Origin of the sequence: Lachnobacterium bovis DSM 14045, from assembly GCF_900107245.1 — a bacterium.
GTDB lineage: Bacteria > Bacillota > Clostridia > Lachnospirales > Lachnospiraceae > Roseburia > Roseburia bovis.
In genome coordinates, this window is record NZ_FNPG01000012.1 from 1 (window position 1) to 26464 (window position 26464).

Genomic DNA, 26464 nt, shown 5'->3' on the forward strand with positions numbered 1-26464 from the left:
GATCATATAGAGTCAAAGATTATATTAAACCATCAGAGTAATTGTACATAATAATATAAAACTTTTTGTACATAAATACTTGACACTTTATATGTCTGCCGGTTCTACACTATACTCTCCTCTACTATCCTTACCTTTACTAACCTCAACTACACTACACTGTGCTGACATATGTCCGTCCATGGACGGTCCAGATTTCTTTACTAAATCAGAACGTTCTCTACGTTCTAACAATTCAACCTCCGGTTCCATTTGTAAGAGAAGATTGGTATATATACTATCTTTCTTACGGTCAGGTCTAATTCTGTTTTGTTCTCTCCAATCTGCAATATAAGTCACAAGATCTTCATTTAGAATTCTTACAAAGCCCTTACTGTATAACACTCTTAAATCATCCTCATTGGCTTTTATAAGATTGATTACCGAATACCCTTCTACAATTCCATCATCATCTGCATTCATTCCAAGATGGAAATACAAATTCTGCGAGGATACTGGCATTTTTAAGAACCTTGCACTTTCCACTACAGACTTAGCAAACATTCTTCGTTCCGCCATTAAAATATGCTCCTTTCTCTGAATTTTCTTGAAAAGAAGCACCTGCCATGCTAATATGAATTTACGAGATAACATGTTAGCAATGACATGTGCAGCCCCTTTGCAGAGGGGCTTTTTTCTTTTCTATCATCTTTCATTAGTGTGTTCCTGCCTTTAGGCATGCTTCTTCATACCAGATTCGATTCACTTTCCCAGCTACAACAATTGCACGTGGATTTTCCTTCTTTAATTCCTTATTCAGCTGTTTAATCACGTCATATGCTTTAGCTCTGGATACTCCCAAATCAAAAATCACGGTATCTACTCCAACAAATAGTGGCTGACGTTCCTCTGCCATAGGTCACTCCTCCTTTCCTTGTGTTCTGCCTATTTTGGTTCTGTACCGACATTTATATATGTCGGTTGTAATTATAATACATCCGAAATATATGCTTGTCAATATCAATAGTCATATTTTTATGTCTATTTATTATTTTATATCTTCCTTTTTTGTGTCTATTGTGTTAATATATAGGAAGAAATCTATGTTTATTATGAGGTGAAACTTATGACTCTAGGAGATAAAATCAGAAAATATCGTACCTTGCAGGATATGACCCAAAAGGATCTAGGATTAAAAGCTGGCTTTTCTGCAGCAACTGCTGATTCAAGAATACGAAAATATGAAAAAGATATTATGGCACCTAAGGATGATATCCGTCAGAAGCTTATTGAAGCTCTGGATGTGGATCCTTCTGCGCTATCTGATATCAATATTGAATCTTATGAAGATATCATGCAGGTATTCTTTTTATTAGAAGATGAACTAGGATTAGAAATCGAAAGAAATGATGAGACTACAAGCCTTATTTTAAAAAATGATAATCCTGGCCATGCGATTTTATTAAGCTATTTATATGCCTGGTACGTTCAAAAGAAGAATCTTCCAGATGAGGATAACGAAGCAAGTTTTAGTGCACACACACAATATGAAAAGTGGCAGGCTCGCTTTCCAAGAGATTTAAAAGAATTTTGGAATGAACAAAGAACTGCTGTAGATAATTTCTACAATCCGTTAGTCCATGATGCTGCTAACGAACCTAAGGTTAGTAGACTTTCAGAGTTTTTAGTTGATATTCGCGCTTTAATACAATCTGGAATTAGTATCAATGCGGATACAAAGTATTATGGAGTTGGAGATATCGGCCTGATTCTAAGCTTTACGGTTTCAGAATTATTAAATGGTGACAATAAAGTTTGTCATAAAGCATTTACTAAATTTCTTTGTGACATCAACACAATGAATGGATACGGCATGCCATACTACATAGATATGTATTCTAATGAATCAGGAACAAAAATATCCTACACATTAAGATGGTCTGCCCTTCCTGCATTTAAAAATACCATTTATAAAATGCAAGAACACGAGATTCAAAAAGAAACATTACCGGATTTTGAAATTGATTTATTCGAAAAGACATTATCATCTGACTTAAAGATGTATGACTTAGATTTAAAAGAAGAGATTAAAATCAGTTGTAATAAGAATTGAAAAAACAAAACCACTGATTTTAATAGACGAAATGTAGACGTAAAAAACGGGAGTCCGCTATTTATGCGGGCTCCCGTAGTTTATATGCTATTCCATCTCTATTGTTCCTGGTGGCTTACTTGTTAAATCGTAGAATACACGATTTATACCTTTTACTTCGTTTATAATTCTGCTCATTACTGTCTGTAATACCTCAAATGGGATTTCAGCAGCTTCAGCTGTCATAAAGTCAATTGTTTTTACTGCACGAAGTGCAACTGCATAATCGTATGTTCTTTCATCCCCCATAACACCTACTGAACGCATATTTGTAAGTGCTGCGAAGTATTGATCTGGTTTCCATGAAGGATTTTCATTGTTGTGCTGTGCTTTCCATTCTTTAGCAGCTTTATCAACTTCTTCACGATATATTGCATCTGCATCTTGTACAATTTGAACTTTTTTAGCATTTACTTCACCGATGATTCTAATTCCTAATCCAGGACCTGGGAATGGCTGACGATATACTAAATCTTCAGGAATTCCAAGCTCTAAACCAGCTTTTCTAACCTCATCTTTAAATAAATCTCTAAGTGGTTCAATAATCTCTTTGAAATCTACGAAATCAGGAAGTCCGCCTACATTATGGTGTGATTTAATTACGGCTGATTCTCCACCTAAACCTGATTCAACAACATCTGGGTAAATTGTTCCTTGCGCTAGGAAATCAACTGCACCGATTTTTTTAGCTTCTTCTTCAAATATTCTAATGAACTCTTCACCGATAATCTTTCTCTTCTTCTCTGGTTCTTCTACACCTTTTAACTTAGCATAATAACGATCAGCTGCATTTACTCTAATAAAGTTCAAATCGAAGTTACCATTTTCTCCAAAAACAGACTCAACCTGATTCCCTTCATCTTTTCTAAGTAAACCATGATCAACGAATACACATGTTAACTGTTTCCCAATAGCTCTTGAAAGTAAACCTGCTGCTACTGATGAATCAACACCACCTGATAACGCTAAAAGAACTTTTCCGTCTCCAACTTTTTCTTTAATCTCTTCAATAGTTCTTTCAACAAAAGAATCCATTTTCCATGTACCATTACATCCACAGATTCCTTTCACAAAGTTTTCAAGCATCTTTGTACCTTCAACTGTGTGAAGTACTTCTGGATGGAATTGGATAGCATATAAATTTTTATCTGCATTTTCTGCTGCTGCAACAGGGCAATCTGCAGTATGTGCGATAATCTTAAACTCTGGTGCTACATTAGAAATATAGTCAAAATGACTCATCCAACAAATTGTTTTCTCTGATACATTTGCAAATAATTTGGAAGTATTATCAACAAATACTTCTGTTTTTCCATATTCACGTACTGGTGCTTTTTCTACTTTTCCGCCTAAAACGTGCTGCATAAGCTGTGCACCATAGCATAATCCAAGTACTGGTATACCTAATTCAAATAATTCTTTTGAACAAGTTGCAGAATTTTCTAAGTAGCAACTATCTGGTCCACCTGTCAAAATAATACCTTTGGGATTCATTTCTTTTATTTTTGCAAGATCTGTTTTGTAAGAATAAATCTCACAGTAAACATTGCACTCTCTGACACGACGTGCAACTAACTGATTGTACTGCCCGCCAAAATCAATAACAATTACTTTTTCCTGATTCATTTCAGATATCCTTTCTAAAAATAATTACGCCTATTGCGTCTTTATCATTGAAACTATTATACTTGTCAATTCAAAGTATTACAAGATAATTTCTGACTTTTTTCTATATTTTTAATAATTCTCCATAAATCCACTCTAAGCACACCTCATATTAGTTGATTTTACAAGGTTTTTTTGTTTTTTTTAACCCTTTTCTATTTACAGATTACAAGGTCTATCGTACAATTATCTTATATAATTTTTCATTTTTTAATATATTTTGAGGAACAGGGGAAATAAAATGGAAACAACACTTAACTTACAAAATGATTGTGCAAAAACAGATATGGAATGTAACACATCAACTGACAATCATGCATTTAACACTGAAGAATTCCATATCAAAAACACTTTTTCAGCTGAAACAATTTATGGGAAAATCTATATTCCAAATGGCAACTTAAAACATTATCCAACTGTAATTTTAAGTCATGGATACAATGGTTGCTGTGATAACTTTATATCCGAATGCAAATATTTTGCTGCGAACGGATATGTTGCTATCGCTTTTGATTTTTGCGGCGGTTCAACACGTAGTCAAAGTAGCATGTCTACTATTTGCATGTCACTATTTACTGAGAAAAGTGATTTGCTGTCTGTGCTTAGCTATGCGAAAGAATTAAACTACGTTGATAATTCAAAGATTTTTCTATTAGGCGGAAGTCAAGGTGGATTTGTTACAGCTCTTACAGCTGAAGAAATCGAAGAGCAAATTTGTGGAATGATTCTTTATTATCCTGCATTTTGCATTCCAGACAATTGGCGCGATAACCTAAGCGAATTAAAGCAACTTCCAAAAATAATCAATTTTTGGGACATGCCAATTGGTGAACCTTATTTCAAATGCGCACTTTCTTTAAACACTTTTGAAGAGATTGGGAAGTTTTCAAAAAATGTTTTGATTATCCATGGTGATTTAGACACTGTAGTTCCACTTTCATACTCGCAAAAAGCCGTTGAATTATATCCAAATGCTAAACTTTTTGTTCTCGAAAATGAAGAACATGGTTTTTCCGAAAAAGGTACAAATTTTTCTAAACGTATAACATTAAACTTTATGAATGATATTATTAATAATTTATAATTGTAAATCGCCGCGCATAATTGAGCATAAAGTAAAAACTAACATAATTAGGTTTTAAAGTACGTTTTAAAATGTGTATCAAAAATATAGATAAATAGATAATATAAGGAACACATATGAAAAAAAGAAATATATATTTTATTTTTTTTATTATTATACTTGTATGCTTTATAGGTTCTTCTATAAAAGTCGGTATACTTATACATGAAAAGAAATTTAATAATTATTTTGTGTCAAAGAATTATGCAAAAGGCATAGACCTCTCACACTATCAGGGTGATGTCGATATGGCTTCAATGAAGAAACAAGGTGTTGATTTTATCTACACAAAAGCAACAGAGGGTAGCTCTTGTGTAGATTCTAAATTTTTTGCTAATTACAACAACTCTCGAAAACACAATATATATACTGGCGCATACCATTTTTTTTCATTCGAAAGCGATGGTGAAACCCAGGCTAAACACTATATAGATATTGTTGGAAATTTAAAAGGCGATTTAATCCCTGCCGTAGATGTTGAGTTTTACAAAAAAGATATAAAAATTGACAAGGAAACACTACACAGGGAATTAAAAAAATTTTTAAATGTCATTGAAAAACACTATGGTGTAAAAGCAATGATATATACAACACCTCGTTTTTATTACAAATATATAAACGGATACTTCAATTCAAATCCACTTTGGATAAGAAGCGTAAATGTGCCTGCACACATTATTACAATTGGTAAATGGACTTTATGGCAATATACTGACAACGAAGTGCTTGAAGGCTACAACGGCTACGAAAAACACATAGACAAAAACGTTTTTCGCGGCGATAAAAACAAATTATCTCAACTAATTATCTCCTAGCATATTTGATTAAACCTTTTTTATATTTATTATTATCATTAATAATTATATTGTCGATATTAAGGGTATGGAAGTATGCTAAGGAGGGTTTTTTTATGATAGATTGGCTTAGTACGTATAATTATGATTATGCAATTGCATCTATACCCATTCAACTCATAATTATAGTTTTTTATTTTTCTCACAAAAACTTACCAATAAGAAAAACACGTGTTTTCTTCGCGGTATTATTTAGTAATTTGGTTATGACATGCGCAGATATAATTTCATGCGAAATGAATGTTCTTCACAAAGAAATAAGCCTACCATTTTTGTATGGTATAAATATATTGTATTTTATAATGTTTTTTGTACGAAACTGGGCTCTATATGAATACACTGCTGAAGAATGTAAAATCAGAAAAATTTCACCTGGTTTTATGTTTTATCTTATGACAATTCCATTAATAATTACAATTTTGGTAACTTTATCAACTCCATTTACTCACTGGCTATTTTACTTTAATTCCACAGGATACCATAACTCCGTTATATATTCTATTTTATATACCACATCCTGGTTTTATCGTATAACATCCATTTTTGTTATTTTAGTAACGGTGAAAAGAAACCAAATGTCAACTAGTATTTCACTAATTGCAGTTAACTCTGTTTTAATGATTGGTCTTGTACTACGTAAATCATTTGCTAGCACATTAATTATGAGTTATTTTAGTGTTATCTCATTATTAATTATTTATTTAGCATCACAAAATCCAGACCTCTTCCGTGTCAGAAAAATAGATTTGTTTTCTGATGAGGCTTTTTCAAAAATTATACCTGATTTAATTCGAAAAAAAAGACCTTTTGAGTGCCTTTGTATATGTATTCAAAACTTTGCTACTGTAAACACACTGTATAATTCTTATAATGTAAACTTAGTTTTAGGACAAGTGGGCAAATGGTTATTACGCCAATTTCCACATTGCACAATTTTTTATTTTAGAGAAGGACAGTTTATTATTCTAAACGCACATAATAAATATGCTTTACAGGATAGAATTGATATCATTACAGATAGATTTTCGAAACCTTGGAAATATAAAGATTTTGAAATTTCTTTTACAATTACGTTTGCTTATATGCCAAAAGAATTAACAATGGATTCTGTTTCTACAGCATTTGAATGTCTTGAACTTGGAATGTCAGAGTGTTCTTTGCCTTTTAAAACACCAAATTCTGTAGTAATAATTAATGAATCTTATCTAGAAAAGGTACACCGCACAGAACAGGTTGCACGAGCTATAGGAAAAGCAATAAAAAATCGAAGTTTAATGATTTATCTGCAACCTCTTTATTCCTCAAAAGAGCAACGTGTAACCGCTGCTGAAGCTCTTGCTCGCCTGCATGACGATGAACTTGGTTTTATTCCACCTAATGAATTTATTGCTATTGCAGAAAATAACGGACAAATCATTGAATTAGGCAGGCAGATTTTTGATGAAACCTGCAAATTTATAAGTGAACATGATTTAGACGCTATGGGTATTGATTTTATAAACGTTAACCTTTCGCCAACTCAATGTATGAATGAAAATCTGGCTGATGATTTACTTGCAACTATTTACAAATATAATATTCCAACCTCCAGAATCAACTTGGAAATTACCGAATCTTCCATTGATGATATAGGCACTATTCGCAAGCAAATGGAACGACTTTCTAATATGGGACTAAGGTTTTCTATGGATGATTTTGGTTCTGGAACATCTAATGTTTCGAGACTAGTTGAACTTCCTTTTACAATTGTAAAACTAGATATGGCTCTTGTATGGTCATATTTTAGAGGCACAAGTAAAATTTTAAAATCACAAATTGAGATGTTTTTAAATGAACAAATGAAAATCGTTGCTGAAGGTGTCGAAGATGAACATATGGCCAATGAGCTTGTATCCCTCGGTTGCGAATACGCGCAGGGATATTACTACTCTAAACCCTTGCCTATAAATGAATTTATTGAATACATGAACTCCAACTCACATGTTAACAAAACAAAATAGATCATTGAAGAAATTAAATATCTCATCAATGATATTATCAAAAGAATAGAAGACACTGGGAATCACGTCAACTTGTTTCATTCCCAGTGTCTTTTTTTATTTTTATAATTTCATAAGAAGAATGGTCTTATATGAAAAGAAAAGCTATATTATATACAATACTACACAAGGGTTTCTACTGCTGCGCGCTCAATTTCCAATCCCTTTGTATATCTTTCTATGTATATATTAAATCCGTCAACATCGTTTTTTTCAGGACTAACTTCATAGCCTGTTTCACTTTTATAAACTTCATCTTGTAAGTAATCTGCAAGTGACTGATTATCTTTTTTATTTATCATGTAACTAGCCAGCAATGCCATTCCCCAGGCACCACCCTCACCTGCAGTTTCCATAACAGAAACTGGAGTATCTAATGCTGCTGCCAAAATATTTTGTCCTACGCCTTTTGTCTTAAACAATCCGCCGTGCCCGTATATTTTGTCTAATTTCACACCCTCTTTCTTTAATAAAATATCTAAACCTGTTTTTAAAACGCTAAGCGATGCATATAAATTAGTTCTCATAAAATTGGCAAGATTAAATTTACTTTCTGGAGTTCTTACAAAAACAGGTCTTCCTTCCTCAAAACCAGTAATATGTTCTCCTGAGAAATAATTGTATGCCACTAAATTTCCGCAATCAGCATCGCCCTTCATAGCATTTTTATATAACTTTGAATATAAATCATCAATAGTAATATCCACATCAAAAAGCTCTGTAAACTCTTTAAAAATATTTATCCACGCATTTAAATCTGATGTACAGTTATTACAATGAGCCATTGCTACCAAATCACCAGAAGGTGTTGTAACAAGGTCAATTTCATCATAAACTTTTGATAGTTCTTTTTCCAAAACCACCATTCCAAATACAGATGTTCCTGCTGAAACATTACCTGTACGAGGACGAACACTATTTGTTGCAACCATACCTGTTCCTGCATCACCTTCTGCTGGTGCAATTGGAATACCAGGCTGTAGATTACCTGTTACATCAAGTCTTTTTGCACCTTCATCTGTTAGCTTTCCAGCGATTTCACCTGCTACTGCAACATTTGGAAGCATTTTCCTTAAACTAATATCATAACCAGTTTCTTTTGCCTTTTTTTCAAATTGTGAAATCATTTTTTCATTATAATCATGTGTATTAATGTCAATTGGGAACATTCCACTGGCTTCGCCTACACCAATGACTTTCTTTCCTGTCATCTGCCAGTTAATGTATCCAGCTAAAGTCATTAATGTTTTTACTTTTTCAACATGTTCTTCTCTATTAAGCATTGCCTGATATAAATGAGCAATGCTCCATCTTTGTGGTATATGATAATTAAACAACTCTGTTAGTTCTTCAGATGCCTGCTCTGTGATTGTATTTCTCCAGGTTCTAAATGGCACCAATAATGTATCGTTTTCATCAAATGCCATATAACCGTGCATCATTGCTGAAAATCCAATCGCACCAAGCGATTTTATATCGCAATTGTATTTATTCTTAACATCTTCTAACATGTTGCTATAACAATCTTGTAAACCACTCCATATCGAATCTAAACTATATGTCCAAATGTGATCTACCAATTGATTTTCCCAAGTATGAGAACCACTTGCAATTGGCTCATTGTCAGGACCAATTAAAACAGCTTTTATTCTAGTTGATCCGAATTCGATACCTAATACAGCTTTTCCGCTTTCTATATAAGCTTTTAAATTTTTATCCATTTGTAATCGCCCCCCTTACCATTAGTATCCATTTTATTTATAAACAATGTCTCCTAATAATAAGTCTCTTCTAAAGTCTCTTATATTAGTATCTTTATCAATTACAACAGCTTCAATTCCCATCATATTAGCCCAGTCAACCATTTGTTCTGTTGTTAAATCATATGAAAATGCCGTATGATGAGCTCCTCCTGCCAAAATCCATGCTTCAGCACCAACTTTTAAATTTGGCTGTGGTGTCCAGAAATTCGTTGCTGTAGGAAGTTTAGGCATTTCTCTCTCTGTCTTGTGGCAGTCCACTTCATTGATAATAAGACGGAATCTGTTTCCTAAATCAATAAGTGATGTAGCAATACCTTTTCCTTCTTTTGATGTAAATACCAGCCTTGCTGGATCTTCTCTGTCTCCCATTGAAAGTGGTTGACATTTTATTGAAATAGGTCCATCTGCAATTGATGAACATACCTCAAGCATGTGTGACTGTAAAATTCCCTCTTTTCCTTTCACCAAATTGTAAGTATAGTCTTCTAACATTGAAGTACCTTTTGCATCTTTCATTCCAGCTGTCATTACCTTCATCAAACGAACCATAGCTGCAACTTTCCAATCACCTTCTGCACCAAATCCATATCCTTTTTCCATTAATCTTTGAATTGCAAGACCTGGTAGCTGTTTTAATCCACCTAAATCACCAAAATGTGTTACGATCGCCTGATAATTTTTCTCATCCAAAAATCTTTCAAAACCAAGTTCTATCTGTGCCTGTACAGCTACATGTTTTTTGAATTCCTCCGGATTTCTTCCTTCTAGTAAAATATTGTATTTATCATAGTATTCATCTACTAAAGCGTTTGTATCAGATACTGATACTGCTGATACTGCATCTGCAATCTCATTAACTGGATAAGCGTCAACTTCCCATCCAAATTTTTCTAGTGCTTCAACTTTATCACCCTCTGTAACTGCTACGTTTCTCATATTATCTGCTATACGCATAACTCTTATGTGGCTACTTTCTACAACACCTACAGCTGTTCTCATCCATGAGCCAATACGATCCTGAACTTCAGTATCTGACCAATGTCCTACAACTACTTTTCTCTCAATTCCCATTCGTGTTACGATATGTCCAAATTCTCGATCTCCATGAGCTGACTGATTTTCATTCATAAAATCCATATCAATTGTTTCATATGGAAGTTCTTCATTAAACTGTGTATGTAAATGAAGTAATGGTTTCTTATATTCTCTTAAACCTTGAATCCATGATTTTGCTGGTGAAAAAGTATGCATCCATGTAATTACTCCAGCACATTCAGTATCAATATTAGCATCATTAAAAGTTTTTCTGATTAACTCACTTGTAATAAGTGTTGGTTTCCAAATAATCTCAAATGGTAATCTTCCTGATTTGTTTAATGCTTCGACAATCTTTTTTGAATGTTCTGCAACATGTGCTAAACACTCATCACCATATAAATCCTGTGATCCTGTACAAAACCAGAATTTGTATTCTCTCTTGCGTAATTTCATTGTAACCCTCTCCTTTTTTGTTTTTCCTTATAATTATTACCTTAAATTTTTGTTTAATTATTTACCTTTTGATTTCCTTTTCTATGATTTTAGTATAATGCTTGTACATAGATATATACAAGTTGTTTTTTAACATTATTATTTTAGGAGTAAAGGCTTGAAAAATAAGGATATTTTCAAATTTTAACTTGTATTTTTTACTTTTTCTATGTATACAAGTTTGTAAAGTATTTTATTTTATTTTAAAATACTTTCTATTATTTACTGCTCTTTTTCTATTATTATTTTAGATTATATTAAAATTCATTATTTTTTTTTGAATATTTTTTCTTTATATATACAAAATGCACTAAGTTGTATACTTTCCTTTCTACAACTTAGTGCTGATTATTTCTTACATTATTTGGTCTGGTGTATTATTCCAGTTGATATTTAAAATCATATTTTTTATTTACTTTCAAATATTTGAATAGGCTAGAAAACTAGCTAATATCGCAATTGTCGGAGCTAAAAAGATTTTCAGCTTTACCCTTCTTTCTTAATTTCAACAACACGGGTTGCTATTTTTTTGAATTCTTTTATATGTGTAACCATAACTATTGCTTTTTCTTTTGATAGAACATATTTTTTTGAAAGACTAATTAATTTTTCCTGAGTATTCACGTCTAAAGCAGTAAATGGCTCATCTAGAATTAACAATTTATGTTTTTTGGATAGCATAATAGCCAAATTCACTTTACTTCTAGTACCCTGAGATAAATTTTTTATTAATGTATCTTTATATTTTTCTATTTCAAAATCTTTCAGATACTGATTTACCTGGTCAATAAAAACCGAATCTTCTTTAAAAATCTTTTGAAAGAAAACAATGTTCTCATTTGTCGTCATGTAATCATATAAAAAATCTTCACTCATAACAAACGAATTCTGCTTCAACAAATATCGATTTTTATATACCTCTTTGTTATTTATATAAATTGATTTTCCATTATTTAATAGTCCTGTCATACACTTTAAAAATGTTGTTTTTCCCGCACCATTCTCTCCTTCAATTAGTACTATTTCTCCTGGCTTTACTTCAAGAGATATATTATTTAGTACTCTATCTTCTTCGTAGCCAAAAACTAGATTTTTAATTTCAATTATATTCGACATCATCTTTACCTCATCTATCTACTTATTCACTATACGTATATTTTCTCTCAACCCTTTATTTTTCAAAAATTTTTGCAAAATCCGCAGACAAATCGCCTCTTTCAACAAAAGAACAAATATTTTTTCCTATTCTCTTCATTATGTAATGACATATCCCTATACCGATAACCGCATAGATTATTGTCGTTGCATAAAACACTTGCTTTGGAATAAAAAATATTGAAAGCGAATTAAAAATACAAACAAATATAATTTCCATTATTGAAATAAAATAGAATCCCGAATAATAGAAAGATAATGGCACGAATTCCTTTACTCCCACATCAATAAGCCCACTTTCTTCCATATACTGTTCGTATAATCTGTAATTCATTCTTGTATAAATCAAATTGTTATAGAAACAACACATTGGCAAAACAATGAATAACATTATACACAATGAATCACTAATTAGAAAAACATACCAATCACATTTACATGCATACATAAAGGCGTTTGCAATTGCTAAATAACAACCAAATCCTAAACTTTTAATCCCATAGAAAAATCTTATTTTTCCACTAATAATATTTCTAAAATCTAGACCGTTCGCCAAATATGATTGTAATGTTTGATATTCCGCTACAAAAGAATAATTAGTTAATAATTTCATAGTCGTTGCTGAAAAAATATCTGCGATTGCAAATGTAACAATAATTGGAATAATGAAAATCTGCTGATTTTTTACAGGATTATATAAAACTTGTAAAAACACTGCAATTAAGAAAGCAGTTGAACGATCTGGTCCTATTACAAAAAAATAATCTTTATACTTATAGCGAAAACTATCTGTGAACAAACGAATTTCCTTCAAGATTAGCACTAGTAGTTCTTCTTTATTTTTATATACACGTTCCATTATTTTTTTAAAAATAATAAGCGAATAAAAATATTTTAATGAATAATACTTATTTTCCTTATCAAGATAGTCACTCATCTGTATTTTTTTTAACGTCAAAAAGAAACCAACAAAGATTAACAAAGCATAAACACATACGCCTATTATAATTATCTCTTTATTGGCACCAATAAATGAATTAAGAATTTTTATGTTCTGTATTAATTCTTTTTCGATTCTACAATACGAAATTTGTTTATTTATTATATTCTTTGCTAAATATATTAAAGAACTAATGAGGGTAAAAAAGAATATTGTTGAAATTACCAAAGAACCAACGTAACTTATAAAACTATATATTTTTTTAGTTAAAAAAGTGCTATATCTTATGATAAATGCAAACATTTCACACAAAACAAACATCATACTAAAAATCATACTTACACAAATCAGCACAACCGGTGATACACTAAGAACTATTCCGGATAGTATTGTATAAAAAAAGATGTTGTTTTTTATTCCTAATCTATATATTATTATCCCCTTCAAAATATCTAATGCTCTTTTAGATGCCAACGGTTCTGCCATTTCAAAATCCGCTCTATCAAACAACTTCCAATCGTTTCCATCTACTCCAATAAGTAATGCAAACATCATTCCTATTGGTAGTATTATAAATATTTTAGTATTTTTAAAATAATAACAAAGTACTCCCATTCCTAGTAAGCATAAAACATACTCGTTAATTAAAAACCCAATCAAATACAGTATTTTATTCTTTTCTTTACCCATATTTAGGAATTTAAATCTTTCAAAAAACAAGTTCCTATTAAGTGCCCAATTCAAATTGATATATGGATTATTTATCATTTTTAAACCTCATTTCTAGTAATATTTATTATGTCTTTTTTAATATAAATGTATCATTTTTTTTAATCAATTTCAACCCTATTTGTATAAAAACTCAGTTTTATAGTACAAAACTGAGTTTTTTGATATCTTTGTAATTCTATAACCTCTCTCAAAGCTTCATCTCGTCGACTTTCTAATCACAATCTTTGGTTCCATTATGATATGATTCGAATCATTCTCAATTTTTTCACCTCTAATTAACCTAAGCATCAATTCTGCTGCCCTTTGACCTAGTAATTCCTGTGGGTGCGACACTGTTGTTATTGGAATTAAATTGTTTTTTGAAATCAAAGAATTATCAAATCCTGTCACAGAAACATCATCTGGTACTCTCACTCCATGTGCTTGAAATGAACGCACAACTTCAACGGCAACCTGATCATTATAACAAACAACCGCATCCATTTTTATTCCTTTTTTTACCAGAGAACCAATTACCTCTCTTGGTTTAACTTCTCTGTCTTCTGTATGAAACCATATAACTTTATCAGGATTATATAAAATTCCATGCTCCTGAAGGGCTCGGACATAACCTTTATGCCTATTTATACCCTGCACATCATCTACTTTAAAAACTCCATAAATATCCTTACACCCTCTTGATATCAAATAATTTGTAATCAAATATCCACCTTTTTCATCATCAACAAATACTCCCGGTCTGTCACTCAACTCCTCAAAATATCCCTGTATAAACAAATAAGGTATTGAATATTCGTCCATTTGTTCAAAAAGACTTAAATGTTTACAATAAATATGACTTTTACTTGGCTCTATAATAAGTCCGTCGATGTCTTTAGAAAGTAATTCTTCTATGCACCTTGCCTCCGCAGCCTGAGAATTTTTCGTAGTTTTCAACACAATACTATATCCGTTTTCTGAAAAAATCTTATCGATTCCCTGTATAACTCTTGGAAAAATATAATCTGATAGATATGTTGTAATAACTGCTATATTTTTTGAATTTTTGGTATGCCTTACAAGTTCTGATACAAATGTGCCCTTTCCATGAACAGCATAAATATAACCCTCATTTTCAAGGACTGTAAGTGCCTTTCTTACAGTTTGTCTACTTATTTCATATTCCCTAGAAAGCATATTTTCCGAAGGCAACTTGTCCCCCGGAAGATATTTTTTTTGCTTTATTTGAATTTTTAAATCCTCTATTATTTTATTATATTTAGGTTTATTCACGATTTTTACCTCTCTCGTACTGTTCCATTCCATTATTACATGTAAAATCTATTTCTTTTTTCAAAAGTCTTGCAGACAAACGTAGAGAACCAAATTTCATAGATGTAAGCTGTACTAAACCATCTGAAGAGGCAACTGTTATTGTGTATTTATCTTTTAGATTATTTACTGTTCTTTCAATGTAAGTATCCGCTTTTTCATCCTCTTTTGTATACACAACTGTCAGGTTATGATATTTATTTTTCTTACCTGGATTATTTTTGTTTTTATAAGCATCAAAAACTACAATTATCTCACAATGTTTAAATCCTTGATAATTAGCAAGCTCATCTAATAATTTATCTCTGGCTGAATCCATGTTTGTATTTGCCAGTTCATTTAACTCTGGCCAGCCAAAAATAATATTATATCCATCAACAATTAACATTTGTTCTTTATTTTTTTTATATATTGGATTACCATGTCTGTCTTTTTTGACTTTAACACCTTCAGTTTTCCTGTCGTCTGACTTATTCTTTTTAACCCATTTTTTTCGTTCGTAGTCTAACATATCATCTTTATTCATTCCAAATTCTCTTTGATAAATGGATTGAAGTTCAGCATCGACTTCATAACTATTCATTTTTTCAAGTTTTCTTTTTTCTTCTTCTTTTCTTTTACTTAGCGCGGTAAATGCCTGAATATCGAAATCTTCAAGTTCATCTCCATATCCTGAATAATCAAGTTCTCCGCCTTTATATACATAATCTAAGTGCATATAGTTTTCCACTTCAGCCCAAGGCACAACAAAGCCTGCTCCATGTGCACAAAAAACTGAATCCGCTGTATTTTTCAAATCCATTTCTGGATTATATCCACGTTCTGCTATAACCTCTTCTGGATTATGGCACACATCATAACCATCTAAATTGAGGGTAATTCTTCCTCGACCACTAGTATATTCATTTAGAACAGACTTATAATTAGCCACTGTTGAAACAGGTACTTTACCTGTTAAACGTGTCCATTCTTCTCCATTTATCTGTAAAAATTCTGGCGAATTATATTTTGCAAAATTCTGCTCCATATCAGAAAGTGTTCTTCCTAAATTTTCTTTAGGAACTTCTATTTCAAAACTAAAATATGGCTCTAAAAGAACATTCTTTGCCTTCATAAGAGCATTTCTTATTGCTCTATATGTTGCCTGTCTAAAATCCCCACCTTCAGTATGTTTTTGATGTGCTCTTCCAGTCAAAATTGAAATTCTCACATCTGTAAGTCCGCTTCCTGTAAGAACACCTTTATGCTCTCTTTCCTCAATATGCGTTGTTATTAAACGCTGCCAGTTCAGATCCAAAATATCCGTACTGCATTTTTTTCCTAAAGTTACTCCAGTTCCTCTTTCTCCGGGTTCTAATAAAAGATGAACTTCCGCATAATGTCTAAGTGGTTCAAAATGTCCCACTCCTTCTACAGGTTCAGCTATAGTTTCTTTATAGACAATGCTTCCTTCACCAAATGTTACATTTATATCAAATCGTTCTTTTATCAAATGCGTTAAAACTTCTATCTGAACCGGTCCCATCAACTGAACATGAATCTCTTTTAATTCTTCATTCCATACAACATTAAGTTTAGGATCTTCCTCTTCTAAGACTCTTAAATTCTGCAACATTTGAGTTTTAGTAATATTATCTGGGAAAAAAATCTGATAATTCAAAACCGGCTCTAAAATTGATTCGTTTTCATTTTTTTCAACCCCTAATCCCATTCCAGCTTTTGTTTTTGTCAATCCTACTACCGCACAAACAGTACCTGCCTCTACCACATCTACAGCCTCAAATTTTAAGCCTGAATAAATTCTTATTTGATCAACTTTTTCTGATACGTTACTGCCATTACTTGCATTATTGCATTTACTAGCATCACTGTCTCTATGAACGCTATTATCGCTATAATCTCTTATATCTATTAAATCCTTTACTTTAACTGTTCCTCCAGTAACTTTTAAAAATGTTAATCTTTTTCCAGAATCATCATGACTTATCTTATAAACTTTTGCTCCAAAATCAGAACCATATTTAGGCTGAATTGTATATTTTTCTAAAACTGAATATAATTCATCTACGCCCTCTAGCTTAAGTGCTGAGCCAAAAATACAAGGGAAAACTTTTCTTCCTTTTACCACTTTTGCAACATCAGATTCTTTCAATTCTCCTGTCTCCATGAATTTTTCTAGTAACTCATCATCACTTACTGCTATTTCTTCTTTCCACTCATTTAGTTTGGTATTTTTTACACTATCTTCTTCGAAAATGGGACTAAAATCCACACATTCGTTGGATAATCCACTTTTTAATTCTTCTAAGACTTCTTCCTTGTCTGCTCCATCTAAATCCATTTTGTTAACGAAAACAAAGGTTGGAACTTTATAATGTTTCAAAAGCTTCCAAACTGTTCTAGTATGACTCTGAATTTTATCTGTTCCTGATATAACTAAGACTGCATAATCTAAAATATCTAATGTTCTTTCCATCTCGGCCGAAAAATCTACGTGCCCAGGAGTATCTAACAATGTAATATCCATTTTTTCTGTTTTTATTCTTGCTTGCTTAGAAAAAATAGTGATTCCTCTTTGTTTTTCCATGGAATCTGTATCTAAAAACGCATCCTTATGATCCACGCGTCCTAGCTTTCTAATTTGTCCTGTTTTGTATAATAAAGCCTCTGAGAGTGTTGTTTTTCCCGCATCTACATGGGCTAAAATTCCTATATTTATCTTTTTCATAAAATCCTATCACCTTTTCACTATAATATCTATTTGTTTGATATTATCCTCTTGTTCTACTACCATTATTCATTTTACAATTGATACAGTTTTTTAGCAAATAAAAAAAGATGCAGGAATATTAATAATTCCCACATCTAGATTTAAATGATGATTAAAAATCTTTTCTTCTTAATAATACAAATGAAATAATAGAGAATAATAGTATGTATACCACTAACATTATTCCAATTCTTGCATAAGAACTATTTTTTAAAATACCTACCATCAATTCGTTACCATAATTTGAATACCAATATTTAGGTATTGTATTATTTTTTGCAGCTAATTGAATAACTGTAACTATAATATCTACAACAGATGGTCCAAAAATTGCTAGTGCTATAGCTTTTCCTACTTTACCCATCAAAATAGACGATAATATACTAACATTTGCAATAACAATAAATACTAATAGCTCAAGTATAATATTAATAAAAAGTTTTGCTGTAACATTAGAAAAATCTATTCCAGCTATTAATCCAACTATTACACCAACGCCTAATACTATTGCCACAAGGAAAACTGTACAAATAACTGAAATGATTTCTTTTGCAAAAAAGATTTTGCTTCTAGAATAGCCTTTTCCAATCATTGTTTTAATACAACCTGATTCCATTTCTTCGCAAACAAGTATTGGAATCACTATTGCAACCAATGTTGATAACAAACTCATAGGAAGAAGTTCTATCAAAAATCCATCTCCCTTTATACCCAAACTCTTGCCATTTAATCTTACTACAACAGCGTTAATTATCGCAACAATAGCACAAATTGCAGCACAAATATACACCGATTTTGCCGATATTGTTTTTTTAAATTCGTATTTTAATAATCCATTCATATTCTATCCTACCCTCTTTATGAAATAATCTTCCAAGCTTTGTGACTTGTAATAAATTGAATCAACTTCAATTCCATTTTTTACTAATAGACTGTTTATCTTTCCGCTCTTTATATCTGTTTCTCTTACACAAATATTAGAGTCACTGACTGAAATATTTTTTTCATTTATAATCTCTTTTAACATGCTAACTGCTTTTTCATTATTATCAGTCTCAATAACTATTTTTTTTACGCAATTATCCTGTAACTCTTCAGCTGTTACTTCTTCAATTAGATGTCCATTATCAATAAATCCAAATTTCGTTGCTACTTTTCCTAATTCATCTAATAAATGACTTGAAATAATAAATGTTACATGTTTTTCTTTATTTAAATATAAAATCAAATCTCTTACTTCTCTAATTCCTGAAGGATCTAAACCGTTAATTGGTTCATCTAAAATCAATAATTTGGGATTTCCTAATAACGCAATACCTATACCCAATCTTTGTTTCATACCTAATGAGAAAAACTTAGCCTTCTTCTCTCCTGTCCCTTCAAGTCCTATAATTTTTAAGATTTCATCAATTTCTTCTGGTGTTCCTCCATAAACAGTTGAAAATAATTCTAGATTTCCTCTCGCACTTTTGTTTCCTGCTATAGAAGGATATTCAATTAAAGTTCCTACTTTTTCTTGTTCTTTTATATTTTTGGATCCAAAAAATATTGCTTCTCCACTAGTTGGCTTAACCATTCCTAAACTAGCTTTCATAAATGTTGTTTTACCCGCACCGTTCTTTCCAATTAATCCATAAATATCTCCCTCTTCAACCGTAATTGAAACATTATCCAAACATTTTTTTGAGCCATAATATTTTGATAGCTTTTTTGTTTGTAAGGCTAAATTAGATTTTTTAGTCATATCGAATGTTTTTTCCATCTTTTCTCCTTTTCAATTCTACTTTATTGTCATTTTATTGCTTTCCCACAAAAGTACGAAAAATTTGTTTCTTTACAATTATACAGCAAAAAATACTTTATGTAAATTTATTTTTATTTATAGATAGTTTAAAACTATTTTAAAAAAAATAATATCGTCAAACTAACTGTACATCTACTTTTTCTTCTTCTAATCATCGATTCTGCATTCATAATTATGGAGTTTTCTCCCCAAATATAATATAATAATTACGGAAAAAGAGTTTTTTAGGCAAATTCATTGTCTAGATCTTATATCTACATTTTGAATACAGATTAATGAAATAAAAAATATTTATATTAGGAATTATTATTAACACCATAAATAAAAAAGAGAGGTATACATTTTGAACAAAAAAGAAGTTTTAGAACTTAAACGTCGTTTCAAACAGGATAAAGTTACTTTCACACGTCTTTGCGGTTGCTATGTGGATGCTAACCGTGATAAAGTTTGTAAATTTGGAAGTAAGTTTTTAAATCTAGAAGATGAAGAATTTCATAAATATCTTGAAATTGCCAACAAGTGTCTTTCAGGTAAAGTTGCTAATAACCTTTTAAACCTTGAATTTCCTCTTATCGAAGAAGAAGTTGGTGGCCGCCAACAAATTCTTATGGCACTTAGAGATAGTAATCTCGAAAATGAAGAGCTACTTGATAGTTTTTACGACCATGTAATTGATTCTTATGATTATGCTGGCAATTATTTGATTTTGCTTTTTAATGATGCTTATGATGTCATGACTAAAACTAGAGATAATATTGACTTAGACGAATCTGAAGAAGTTTATCGCTATATACTAGTAGCAATTTGTCCGGTAAATTTATCTAAAGCTGCTCTTGGATACAAAGAAAATGAAAATCGTATCGGTTCTAGAGACCGTGATTGGGTAGTTGGAATGCCTGATAGTGCTTTTCTTTTCCCTGCTTTCAATGACAGAAGTACAGACATTCATTCAACATTGTTTTATACCAAAAACACTAAAGAACCTCACACCGAATTTATCCAGAATGGCCTTGGCTGTAATCCAATAAAAACAGCTACTGAGCAAAAAATAGCCTTTCACTCTATCGTTAGAAATGTTTTAGGTCCAGAAGAAGAATCTACTGATGAGACTCTTTTAAATATTCAGCAAACTATCAACGATATGATTGAAGATTATGATCTTATCCACGAAGATGAAGAAGATAAATTAGTTTTAAACAAGGAAAATGTGGAAAAAGCTCTTCTAGACAGTAATGTTGCCCTAGAACAAACAGATAGAATCCTTAAATCCGTAGAAGAAACATTTGGAGAAGACGTTCCTGTAGCTGAGCATCTTATTGAAAAAAATGCGCTCGAAAAAAATGCTATTAAACTAGAAAAAATTGGTCTCGAAGATCAAGTCGGAGAGCTTACTCTTCAACTTGAAGAAAAGAATTCCAAAATTCAAGAACAAGAGGAAGAATTATCTGAGAAAAATATTGAATTAACTGAGAAAATTGTTGAACTTTCGCAGAAAACACAAGAACTAGAAAGCTTCGAAGAAGAGAAAAAATCGTATGATGTTGTTTTACATGTTAAGCCACAAAAAGCTTCTCAAATAACATCACAAAAAATAAATGGTAAAAAATGCATCGTAATTCCAATGGAAGAAAACGAAAACGCTACAATAAACGGTGTAAGCGTAAATAAATAACTAAATAGATAAATAAGACGGGAGCAATTATCATGAAGTTTTAAATCAACTAACATGATAATTGACTCCCGTCAATTGTTTTACTTATTTAAACTTTATTTTCTTAAAGTTTTCTTTTTTTTAAGTTTTCTTTTTTTTAAAGCTTTATCTTTGCTGATTCATCCTTAACTGGATATACATTACCTAGTTTAGATGTTTTTATTTCCGACATAAGTTTATTAAATAGCTCTAAAAATTGTGCCTCAACCTTCTCAAAAGGCTCAAATTCATAGCTCATATCACTTAAAATCATAGGTTCCTCTGGTCTTTGTTCTATTCCCATAAAATGCTTATACTCATAATAATAACAAGCATCGTTAATGCCCTTTATAAGAACAGAAGCCTCTCCCATAGGAACTTCTCCTAAAAACTTTCTATAAATAGCACCCTGTACCTGATTCTCAATCTGCAAATACATTGTCATATTTTTCTTAGAAGAACCGACTACATCTGATAAATATGCCTCACTTGCATCATGAAGAAGACAGCCTAATGACACCTCTGGAACATAATGTCTACTCATTGCTTCTTTGCAACACTGAATACTATGCTGTCCTACCGAAAAAAACGAAGGATAATGCCCATTTAACCTTACCATCATTGATAAAGCATGTGCTATATCTTCAATTTTTATATCCTCTAATTTAGGATCCATTGCATTAAATCTAATCTTTGAGTATGTAACAAAACCTTCTTCCATAGCATGTACCTCGTTCATAGTAAAGTTATTCACTATATATCATATCGACTTAGCCTATTTCTATTATTATAATTTCAGACTAATAATAGGAAATCTTCTGACATCTATTATTATAAACTCTAAAAAATAATAAGAAATTTGCCACCTATAAAATCATCGCAAATAAACAACTCTTAAACATTATATGTAAGCTGTTTATTCTCTCTAAAAGTATCCAAAAAAATATCTAACACCATTTCTTGTTGCTCGTTTGATGAAATGGATGCCTTGCCGTCTTTTTTTTGTTTTCCATAATCACCAAACTGCGAATGATTAGCACCAGGCAATTCATACAAAATAGCATCTTTGGGTAAATTTGCTTTATATTTTTCCAGTTTGATTTTATTCAAGACACCATCTTTGCTTCCATAAACAGATAACACTTTAACGTCTGTCTTCGATAAATCCTTGATTGAATACGCCGCAAGCAATACCAATCGATTAATTTTATCTTTATTTTTTGCAGTATAATTAGCTGCCATGGCTCCACCCATGGAGTGCCCCATAAGGGTCCACTTTTTGATATTACTATTCTTTTTACTGTTAATAATATCATCAGCTGCATTTTGTTTTAAAATAGCCAAACGCATTGGCATCTTAACAATAAAAAATTCATATCCACTTTCTGCAAATTTTGACGCTAATCTTGAATAAGAAGTTTCTTCAACTTTAGCTCCCGGATAAAAAATTATTGCCTCTGTTATATTCTTTTGTGTTGGCTTAAATAAATAATAATTATCTTTCTCCTCTACAATAACTTTTTCGTTACTTATAAGAGCTCTCTTTGCCACACTACTTGCTTTATAATAATCATTAATAAATAATAATGCTCCAAAAATAATGCTTACTATTATAACTGCAACAACCATTATCCTTGCAATCTTTTTTGCATCATTAGTAGATTGATTTTTTTTATTTTTACCTAACATAATTATACCACGTTTTACCCCTTAATTTTATCTATTTAATTATACTCATTTGCATACACAATTTTTCCTATGATTATTCATAATATATTTTCTTACACAATCTTTAGAGGAAAATAATTATCTTACCAGGAAATAACCTCTGTTCCTGTTTCAGTCACAAGCACCTGAATCTCCCATTGTGCTGAAGGAAGACCATCTTCTGTGTAAACTTCCCAATCTCCATCCTGGTAAATTTCTACTCCACCCATATTAACCATTGGTTCAATTGTAAACATCATTCCTGGAACTAACAACATACCAGTACCGGCTTTTGTATTATAACCAACCCATGGTTCTTCATGAAATTCATTTCCTACACCATGTCCACCAATTTCTCTAACTACAGTATATCCGTTAGCATATGCATGGTCATGCACAGCCTGTCCCATATCACCTAGGAATCCCCAAGGTTTAGTTGCTTCAAGCCCTTTTTGAACGCATTCTTTTGTAACTTCTACTAATCGTCTCTTTTCTGGACTAACTTCACCTATACAAAACATTCTAGATGAATCTGAATAATAACCATGATAGATTGTTGAACAATCAACATTTACAATATCGCCTGATTTTAAAACAACATCTTCTGATGGATAACCATGACATACCTGATCATTAACTGATGTGCAAACACTATAAGGATATCCCTCATAATTTAAATCTGCTGGAATACCTCCCATAGATGTTGTTATATCATACACCCATTTATCAATTTCGGCTGTTGTCATGCCCTCTTTAATGTGTTCTTCAATGTAATCTAACACTGCTACATTAATTTTAGCACTTTCTTTTATTTTTTCAATTTGTTCTGGTGTCTTAATTAATTCTCTTGGTGGAACCTCTGCACCTTGACGCTTAAATTGTTCGATTTTAGCATCAAATCTCTCATGACAAACCTTATACTTTTTTCCACTTCCACACCAACATGGGTCATTTCTTCCTATCTTCATTTTTACTTCTCTACTTCTTTCCGATTGCATCTCCCTAATGCTTCAAAATCACATTTTGTGCCTTATCAATACCTTAAAAGAATACTATACTTCTTTCTAGTGTTTCAAGGTCACATTTCCAAAATCGATTCTCATCCACACTTTTTTTACAATCTTATAATTATATTTTTCTAACAAGTTCTTGTAAGCATCTTGGTTAAAGTCATAATCTCCTTCATCCACGCCATCAAGTTGCTCACAGACGTATTGCTCTTTTTGAGCAATTGCCACCTTCTCCATTGTATCATAAATATCCTTTTTTTTAACCCCTAATAATTTATCTCCACCTCGATCTTTTAAATCTTCCCAAAAATCTTCTTGTGAATTTTTTAATACTTCCTTTTCTTTATCTGTTAATACCACTTTATCCTTCAACGCTTTCTTGTAAAAAAAATAATCGTGTATTCCCATATCAACGGTTGCATTTCTTGCGGCATACTTAATAAATTGCCCATTTGTATGTAATTTCCAATACTTTTCAGGATGTTTGCTATCGTAGACTTTTGCCTTTTTCTCAACTTCAGACTCTTCATATGCCACATAAAAAGCAAAATTGCGCAAAGTCAGGTCATCACCATCAACTACTGCGCAAACTCTATCAAGATTTTTTGAATAAATCAAATTTCTTTTATTATTAAAATTTATTTTTGAATATAACAACAATAATCCTAAGACAGACGCTAGGATTATTGTTATTAAAAAACGATTATTTTTATATGAAAACTTTTTAAATCTATTACCTAATGCAATATTCATATAAGCCTCCACTAAAAAACATCATAGAATATTCATATTTTTACGTATTCACTAAACTCTACGTACAGCTACAATTGGTTTGTAGTTTACTGAACAGTATGTAATACCCTTTTGGCTATTAAGAGCACTTAATAACTGTCCGCCACCTGCATAGATACCTACATGTCCATTATAACATACGATATCACCTGGTTGCATTGCAGAAGGGCTAACTGCTGTACCAACACCTCTCATTGCTCCTGAACTATGTGGTAAGCTCTTGCCATACTGAGCATATACAGCCATTACGAATCCAGAGCAATCACATCCGTTTGTTAAACTTGATCCACCCCAAACATAACGACCGCCTACGAAGCGACTAGCATATGATAATGCTGATCCGTTTGCTGGTGGAAGTGGTCCATTCGATGGTGTGTTAGATGCCATACCAGCACCACCTGTTTTTCTGTTGCTCTTTGATGTTTTAGCTTGTCCGTTTGAAGCACCATTATTATTTGTTGCCTGTGCTGCTCTTTGAGCTGCAACTTGTTGATTAATTAAAGCTTGTTGTTGTTTAACTGTTGCTGAATATGAAGCTGCTAATTGTTTAGCCTGTGCAATCTGTTGTTCAAATGAACCAGACTGTGCTTTTAAAGCATTAATTTTGTTATTTAATTCACCCTGCTGAGCATCATATTCTGATTTAGATTCCTGTAATTCAGCCATATCGTTTTGTAACTGTTTTGTTAAGTCTTCAACTTTTTTAACAGCTGCTTTATATTTTTCTAATAAAGTCTTATCTGTTTTATAAACTGAAGATACATATTCAATATTACTTAACATATCTGCAAAACTCTTTGAATCTACTACCGCTTCCCATAGAGAATCAGATGAACTGTTTTCATACATATATTTAATACGATCAATCATCGCATTGTATTCTTTTTTCTCTTCTTCTTTAGCTTTTGCTAAATCTTTATTTGCTTTATCAATTTCCTTCTGTTTGTTAGCAATGTCGTTTTTTAGTCCCTCTTGTGCACTCATAATCTGAGCTAACTCTTTTGTAGATTGATCTACCTGAGACTCTAAAGCCTGCTGCTGCTGGAAAATCTTATCAATTTTTCCATTAACATCTTTTAAATTTTTCTCTGCTTCAGCTTTCTTTTGTTTTGCATCAGTAGCATGAACGTTATGAACAAGTGTGCCTTCGAATAATCCTGCTGTTGGCGCACTAAATGCTAAACATCCAGCCATTACTACCGACATAATACCTTTTCTGTTATTCTTTACTACTTCTGTAAAATTACGCGATTTCATTTTATCCTCCAATATTATTGTTTATGCCTATGAGATATGTGTCTCAAACTTCTCGTTTACTTTTCCTAATACTATTGTTACACAAATGTTAAATAAAATCTACCCCTTTTTTCATTTTTTTGTAATATTTTTCATTTTTTTTTACATTTTCACAGAATGAACACACTTTATTCACAGAATATTCTTAATTT

21 protein-coding genes are annotated in these 26464 nt (G+C 31.7%); 5 read left to right on the top strand and 16 right to left on the bottom strand.

What is annotated here, in order from left to right; all coding sequences use genetic code 11:
- Positions 1 to 87: 87 nt before the first annotated feature.
- Together BLV79_RS05610 and BLV79_RS05615 are read right to left on the bottom strand one after the other, a co-directional pair.
- The gene (locus BLV79_RS05610; protein ID WP_074716963.1) at positions 88 to 558 is read right to left on the bottom strand and encodes a hypothetical protein; all 471 of its coding nucleotides are present in this window, start codon (positions 556 to 558) and stop codon (positions 88 to 90) included.
- Between the two features lie 136 nt (positions 559 to 694).
- A complete protein-coding gene (locus BLV79_RS05615) occupies positions 695 to 895 on the bottom strand; it encodes a hypothetical protein (RefSeq protein ID WP_074716965.1) in 201 nt (66 codons plus the stop codon).
- 210 nt (positions 896 to 1105) lie between these two features.
- Here BLV79_RS05615 and BLV79_RS05620 point away from each other — a divergent pair, with 210 nt between their 5' ends.
- Positions 1106 to 2092, top strand: a complete 987-nt coding sequence (locus BLV79_RS05620) for a helix-turn-helix domain-containing protein (RefSeq protein WP_074716967.1) — start codon at positions 1106 to 1108, stop codon at positions 2090 to 2092.
- A gap of 87 nt (positions 2093 to 2179) precedes the next feature.
- Here BLV79_RS05620 and guaA read toward each other — a convergent pair whose 3' ends face one another.
- Entirely contained in the window at positions 2180 to 3757 is a 1578-nt protein-coding gene (gene guaA, locus BLV79_RS05625) for a glutamine-hydrolyzing GMP synthase (protein WP_074716969.1), read from the bottom strand.
- Between the two features lie 280 nt (positions 3758 to 4037).
- Here guaA and BLV79_RS05630 point away from each other — a divergent pair, with 280 nt between their 5' ends.
- The 3 genes from BLV79_RS05630 to BLV79_RS05640 all read left to right on the top strand — a co-directional run bounded on the left by BLV79_RS05630 (position 4038) and on the right by BLV79_RS05640 (position 7773).
- Entirely contained in the window at positions 4038 to 4880 is an 843-nt protein-coding gene (locus BLV79_RS05630; RefSeq protein WP_083354468.1) for an alpha/beta hydrolase family protein, read from the top strand.
- A gap of 116 nt (positions 4881 to 4996) precedes the next feature.
- A complete protein-coding gene (locus BLV79_RS05635; RefSeq protein WP_074716971.1) occupies positions 4997 to 5734 on the top strand; it encodes a glycoside hydrolase family 25 protein in 738 nt (245 codons plus the stop codon).
- Positions 5735 to 5829: 95 nt separating this feature from the next.
- Entirely contained in the window at positions 5830 to 7773 is a 1944-nt protein-coding gene (locus BLV79_RS05640; RefSeq protein WP_074716973.1) for an EAL domain-containing protein, read from the top strand.
- Positions 7774 to 7934: 161 nt separating this feature from the next.
- Here BLV79_RS05640 and BLV79_RS05645 read toward each other — a convergent pair whose 3' ends face one another.
- The 8 genes from BLV79_RS05645 to BLV79_RS05680 form a co-directional block, all read right to left on the bottom strand.
- Positions 7935 to 9533 carry a xylulokinase gene (locus tag BLV79_RS05645; protein ID WP_074716975.1) on the bottom strand — a complete coding sequence of 533 codons (1599 nt, stop codon included), beginning with the start codon at positions 9531 to 9533 and terminating at the stop codon, positions 7935 to 7937.
- A gap of 33 nt (positions 9534 to 9566) precedes the next feature.
- On the bottom strand, positions 9567 to 11066 hold the full coding sequence (araA, locus tag BLV79_RS05650; protein WP_074716977.1) for an L-arabinose isomerase: 1500 nt from the start codon (positions 11064 to 11066) through the stop codon (positions 9567 to 9569).
- A 525-nt stretch (positions 11067 to 11591) separates the two neighbouring features.
- The gene (locus BLV79_RS05655; protein WP_200795872.1) at positions 11592 to 12221 is read right to left on the bottom strand and encodes an ATP-binding cassette domain-containing protein; all 630 of its coding nucleotides are present in this window, start codon (positions 12219 to 12221) and stop codon (positions 11592 to 11594) included.
- A gap of 55 nt (positions 12222 to 12276) precedes the next feature.
- Positions 12277 to 13968, bottom strand: coding sequence for a hypothetical protein (locus BLV79_RS05660; RefSeq protein ID WP_074716981.1), 1692 nt, complete (start codon positions 13966 to 13968; stop codon positions 12277 to 12279).
- A 159-nt stretch (positions 13969 to 14127) separates the two neighbouring features.
- A complete protein-coding gene (locus tag BLV79_RS05665) occupies positions 14128 to 15204 on the bottom strand; it encodes a GntR family transcriptional regulator (protein ID WP_330389938.1) in 1077 nt (358 codons plus the stop codon).
- The gene (locus tag BLV79_RS05670; protein ID WP_074716985.1) at positions 15197 to 17971 is read right to left on the bottom strand and encodes a translation factor GTPase family protein; all 2775 of its coding nucleotides are present in this window, start codon (positions 17969 to 17971) and stop codon (positions 15197 to 15199) included. The genes BLV79_RS05665 and BLV79_RS05670 overlap by 8 nt, the downstream gene beginning before the upstream one ends.
- Before the next feature lie 154 nt (positions 17972 to 18125).
- Complete coding sequence (locus BLV79_RS05675) at positions 18126 to 18854, bottom strand: ABC transporter permease (RefSeq protein WP_074716987.1); 729 nt, start codon at positions 18852 to 18854, stop codon at positions 18126 to 18128.
- Between the two features lie 3 nt (positions 18855 to 18857).
- Entirely contained in the window at positions 18858 to 19775 is a 918-nt protein-coding gene (locus tag BLV79_RS05680; RefSeq protein WP_083354469.1) for an ATP-binding cassette domain-containing protein, read from the bottom strand.
- Positions 19776 to 20160: 385 nt separating this feature from the next.
- On the opposite strand from BLV79_RS05680, the gene BLV79_RS05685 reads away from it, so the two are divergent.
- Entirely contained in the window at positions 20161 to 21489 is a 1329-nt protein-coding gene (locus BLV79_RS05685; protein WP_074716989.1) for a DUF4317 domain-containing protein, read from the top strand.
- A 136-nt stretch (positions 21490 to 21625) separates the two neighbouring features.
- Here the strand turns inward: BLV79_RS05685 and BLV79_RS05690 are convergent, their stop codons facing one another.
- The 5 genes from BLV79_RS05690 to BLV79_RS05710 all read right to left on the bottom strand — a co-directional run bounded on the left by BLV79_RS05690 (position 21626) and on the right by BLV79_RS05710 (position 26273).
- Positions 21626 to 22228, bottom strand: coding sequence for a hypothetical protein (locus tag BLV79_RS05690; protein WP_074716991.1), 603 nt, complete (start codon positions 22226 to 22228; stop codon positions 21626 to 21628).
- Between the two features lie 173 nt (positions 22229 to 22401).
- Positions 22402 to 23196, bottom strand: coding sequence for an alpha/beta fold hydrolase (locus tag BLV79_RS05695; RefSeq protein WP_074716993.1), 795 nt, complete (start codon positions 23194 to 23196; stop codon positions 22402 to 22404).
- Between the two features lie 122 nt (positions 23197 to 23318).
- Positions 23319 to 24182 carry a type I methionyl aminopeptidase gene (gene map, locus BLV79_RS05700; RefSeq protein WP_242871435.1) on the bottom strand — a complete coding sequence of 288 codons (864 nt, stop codon included), beginning with the start codon at positions 24180 to 24182 and terminating at the stop codon, positions 23319 to 23321.
- Positions 24183 to 24278: 96 nt separating this feature from the next.
- Entirely contained in the window at positions 24279 to 24977 is a 699-nt protein-coding gene (locus BLV79_RS05705) for a hypothetical protein (RefSeq protein WP_074716997.1), read from the bottom strand.
- Positions 24978 to 25028: 51 nt separating this feature from the next.
- The gene (locus BLV79_RS05710; RefSeq protein ID WP_074716999.1) at positions 25029 to 26273 is read right to left on the bottom strand and encodes a C40 family peptidase; all 1245 of its coding nucleotides are present in this window, start codon (positions 26271 to 26273) and stop codon (positions 25029 to 25031) included.
- Between the last annotated feature and the right edge of the window lie 191 nt (positions 26274 to 26464).